This window comes from Spirillospora sp. NPDC049652 (genome assembly GCF_040675125.1).
Taxonomy (GTDB): domain Bacteria; phylum Actinomycetota; class Actinomycetes; order Streptosporangiales; family Streptosporangiaceae; genus Spirillospora.
Genome location: NZ_JBFAOF010000643.1, coordinates 1 through 4,277, shown reverse-complemented (window position 1 = coordinate 4,277; position 4,277 = coordinate 1). Strand labels below are relative to the sequence as shown.

Sequence of the window (4,277 nt, the reverse complement as noted above, 5' to 3'; positions counted from 1 at the left end):
ACCGGACCCTCCTGCGGGGCGCGCCCGCCGCCCCGGCACCGTCGTCGCCGCCGGCGGCCGGGCGTCCCCGGGTGGCCCGTCCGGGCTCTCCCATCAGCGGTTTCATCGGGCGGGACGACGACGTGGCGGGCGTCCTCGACGGCCTGGCGACCGGACGGCTGGTCACGCTGTTCGGGCCGGGCGGCGTCGGCAAGACGCGGCTGTCGGGGGAGGTGGCGCGGCGCTGGGACGGCGAGGTCGCGTTCGCGCCGCTCGCCCCCGTCGCCGATCCGGCGCAGGCGGTGCTCCAGGCGCTCGGCCTGCGCGAACGCGGTCTGCTGAGCGGCGGGGGAGCCGACCCGGACCCCGAGGAGCGCCTGGTCGCCGCGCTCGCCGAACGCGGCCTGCTGCTCGTCCTGGACAACTGCGAGCACGTCGTCGGGGACGCCGCGAACCTCGCGTGGCGGCTCCTGTCCGCATGCCCCGACCTGCGGATTCTCGCCACCAGCCGGGAGCCCCTCGACGTGGACGGCGAGCGGCTGTGGCAGGTCAGGCCGCTTCCGGAGGACGACGCCGTGCGGCTGTTCGAGGAGCGGGCCAGGGCCGCGCGCCGCGACGTCGTCCTGGACGGCGCGCTCGTCCGGAAGGTCTGCGCCGCGCTGGACGATCTGCCGCTCGCGATCGAGCTGGCGGCGGCCCGGCTGCGCACCCACGAGCTGTCCGACGTGGCCGCGCGCCTGGACGACCGGTTCGCGCTGCTGGCGCGCGGCAGCCGCACCGCCGACGCCCGGCACCGGACGCTGCGCGCCGTCGTGGACTGGAGCTGGGAACTGCTCACCGAGGACGAGCGCGCGGCGGCGCGCCGGTTCACGGTGTTCGCCGGGGGAGCGACGGCCGCTTCCGCGCTGGCCGTCGCGCGCGCGGACGAGGAGACCCTGACCGCGCTGGCCGACCGGTCGCTGCTGGATTTCTCCCAGGGCCGCTACCGGATGCTGGAGACGATCCGCGCGTACGGGGCGGAGAAGCTCGCCGAGGCGGGCGAGACGGACGAGGTCGAGGCCGCGCACGCCGCCCACCTCCTGGACCTCGCCGCCCACGCCGACCTGCTCGGGGCGGGGCAGCTCGCTGCGCTCGACCGGCTCGCGGCCGAGCACGACGACCTGTTCGCGGCGCTCCGCCGGGCCGTCGCCGCCGGCCGTGCCGAGACGGCGTCCGCGCTGCTGTCGGCCATGTCGGTGTACCTGTGGATCCGGGGGCTGGCGGGCTCGGCCGCGCCGCTCGCCGCCGCCCTCCTGGACCTGCCGGATGCCGGTCTCCCGCCCGAGGAGCACGCCGTCTGCGTCACGATCGCCGGGACGCACGCCACCAAGGAGCAGCGGGAGCGCGCCGGGGCGGCGCTGGCCGGCGCGGACCGTCCGCTGCGCAACCCGATGGCGGCCCTCCAGTGGCTGATGGGCTCCGTCGGCGGCGGGGACGTGGGCGTGCAGTTCACGATCCTCATGGCCGAGCGCGACAGCCCGGACCGGTGGGCACGTTCGGCGGCGCACTTGATGTCGGGGTATCCGCAGCTCGCCCACGGCGATCTCGCGCAGGCCGAGCAGGAGTACAGGACCGCCGCCGAGGGCTTCCGCGAGCTGGGCGAACGCTGGGGGACGGCCCTAGCGCTCGACGCTCTGGCCGGGCTCGCCGCGACGTCCGGTGACACGGCCCGCGCGATCGCGCTCACCGAGGAGGCGCTGACCCTCGCCGGGGAGCTGGGCGCGGCCGACGACGTCGCCGACCTGCTCTGCAACCGGGGCGACCTGCGCGCGGCGGACGATCCGGACGCCGCCCGCGCCGACTACGCGGAGGCCGCGGCCGTGGCCCGCCGCGCCGGGAACGCCACCTGCCTGGCGGCGGCCTTCCGCGGCCTGGCCGACATGGCGTTGGCGGGCGGTGACGAGGACGAGGCCCGCCGCCTCTACGAGGAGGCCCTGGAGCGCTTCGACCCCACCTGGGTGAAAAGTGTGGGGAACCGCGTCCGCACCCTCATCGGCCTGGGACGCATCGCCGAACCGGGTCCGGAGGCGGCCGGTCTCTATCTCCAGGCGGTCGAGGTGGCGGCCGTCATCGGCGCGCTGTCCGAGGCGGCGCGAGCCATGGTCGCCCTCGCGCGCGTGCAGGAGGCCGAGGTGGCCGCACGCATGCTCGGAGCGGCGACCGTCCTGCGCGGCATGGACGCGGTGGGCGACCGCGATGCCGTCGAGGTGGAGCGGACGGCGCGCGCCCGGCTCGGGGACGACGCCTACGCGACGGCCTACCGCGAGGGGCTGCGGCTCGACCATACGGGCGTCCTGCTCCTGGCGGGCCTGCCGGAGGAGGTCGTCCGCAGGTCGCCGTTGCACGCCCTGCCCGAGTTCTGAGCCGTTCCGATGCCCTGCTCCTGAACTGTTGCGTCCCTGGTCAGAGGGCCGGTGAGCGCGCGGTGAGGTCGCGGTGAGCGGCCTCTCGCAGAGTCATGGCCATGACGAAGAACATCCTGATCTCGGGCGCCTCGGTCGCCGGTCCCGCCCTCGCCTACTGGCTCCACCGCCACGGCTACTCCGTCACGGTCGTCGAGAAGGCCCCCGGACTGCGGGACGGCGGCTACGCCGTCGACTTCCGAGGCGAGGTCCACCTGCGCGTCCTGGAGGAGATGGGCGTCCTGGACGACATCCGCCGCGAGCAGACCCACACCGGCGCGATGGTCTACGTGAACACGCACGGCAAGAAGCTGGCGTCCATGCCCGCCGACCTGTTCGCCGGGGACGTGGAGATCCTGCGCGGCGACCTGGCCCGCATCCTGTTCGAGAAGACCGAGCCGTACACCCGGTACGTGTTCGGCGACTCGATCGCCCGGATGGACGAGGACCGCGACGGCGTCACGGTCACCTTCGACAGCGGAGAGGTCGGCCGCTACGACCTGGTCGTCGGCGCGGACGGCCTGCACTCCAACGTCCGGCGGCTCGCGTTCGGGCCGGAGGACGACTTCGTGTCCCACCTCGGCCTGTACTGCGCGGTCTTCACCGTCCCGAACTACCTCGGCATCGACCATGCGGGCCTCGCCTACACCACGCCCGGCAAGGTCGTCACGATGTACAGCGCGCGGGAGAACACCGAGGCCAAGGCCGTGTTCTACTTCGGCGCGCCGCTCACCGGCATCGACCGCCGCGACGTCGCCGCGCAGCAGCGGCTGCTCGCCGGGACGTTCGCGGGCAACGGCTGGGAGTCCGACCGGCTGCTCGGCATGATGGCGGACGCCCCGGACTTCTACTTCGACTCGGTCGGCCAGGTCCGGATGGACGGCTGGACGCGCGGCCGCGTCGCCCTGCTCGGCGACGCCGCGTACTGCCCGTCCCCGCTGTCGGGGATGGGCACCGGCCTCGCCATGGTCGCCGCGTACGTCCTCGCGGGCGAGCTGGCCGAGGCCGGCGGCGACCACGCGGTCGCGTTCGCCCGCTACGAGGAGGCGATGCGCGAGTACGCCGACGGCTGCCGGAAGCAGGGGCAGGGCGTCGCGAAGCTGATGGTGCCGGAGAACCGGGTGATCGCCTGGCTGCTGCGGCAGAACTACAAGCTCATGCCGTACCTGCCGGGCAAGAAGATGATCGCGAACGGCGTCCGGCGGACGGCCGAGAACATCACGCTGAAGACCTACCGGGCGCGGCGGTCGAGCCAGACCGGGACGGCCACGAGCGCCAGCAGCCCGGCGGTGACGGCGAACCCGCCCGCGTAGGACGCGACGGACACCACGATGCCGAACCCGACCGCGCCGACGCCGATCCCCGCGTCGTACGCGATGTTCCACAGCGCGCTGACCCGGCCGAACTCGGGCCGGGTCGCGCGGCCGAGCATCAGCGCCAGCGTGGCCGTCTGCGCGATGCCGAACCCGGCCCCGAACAGGCCCGGCCCGGCGAGCACCGCGACCGGGCTGCCCGTCCACACCAGCGTCGCCGCCCCGGCCGTGGTCAGCAGCACCATCGGGACGAGCAGCGCCCGCGCCCCGTACCGGTCGGCGAACCGTCCGGACAGCCAGCGCGTGAACGGCGTCGCGAGCGATGCCAAAGACACCGAGCGCCTCGCCCCGCCGCTCGGGCGCGACGGTCTCGGCGGTGAGCACCGTGCCCGCGACGACCAGGATGCCGAGCCCCGCGCCGCGCGCACGCCGCGAGCACGACGGGCAGCGTGCCCGACGCGAGCGGCAGCAGCGACGGCAGGCCCATCTACGCCAACCTGGAGGCCGCCACCGAGCACGGCGTCGCGGTCGCCTTCGCCCCCGG

The 4,277-nt window shown here is 75.0% G+C and carries 3 protein-coding genes; 2 read left to right on the top strand and 1 reads right to left on the bottom strand.

The window, feature by feature from the left end:
* On the top strand, positions 1 to 2,381 hold a 2,381-nt coding region (locus AB0J52_RS29760), incomplete at its 5' end, for an ATP-binding protein (protein WP_500185917.1).
* A gap of 101 nt (positions 2,382 to 2,482) precedes the next feature.
* Positions 2,483 to 3,733: an FAD-dependent monooxygenase gene (locus AB0J52_RS29755; RefSeq protein ID WP_500185915.1), complete on the top strand. Its 1,251-nt coding sequence runs from the start codon at positions 2,483 to 2,485 to the stop codon at positions 3,731 to 3,733.
* On the opposite strand, the gene AB0J52_RS29750 is transcribed toward AB0J52_RS29755, so the two are convergent.
* Complete coding sequence (locus AB0J52_RS29750; RefSeq protein ID WP_500185913.1) at positions 3,652 to 4,068, bottom strand: MFS transporter; 417 nt, start codon at positions 4,066 to 4,068, stop codon at positions 3,652 to 3,654. The two genes, AB0J52_RS29755 and AB0J52_RS29750, sit on opposite strands and share 82 nt — an antisense overlap.
* Between the last annotated feature and the right edge of the window lie 209 nt (positions 4,069 to 4,277).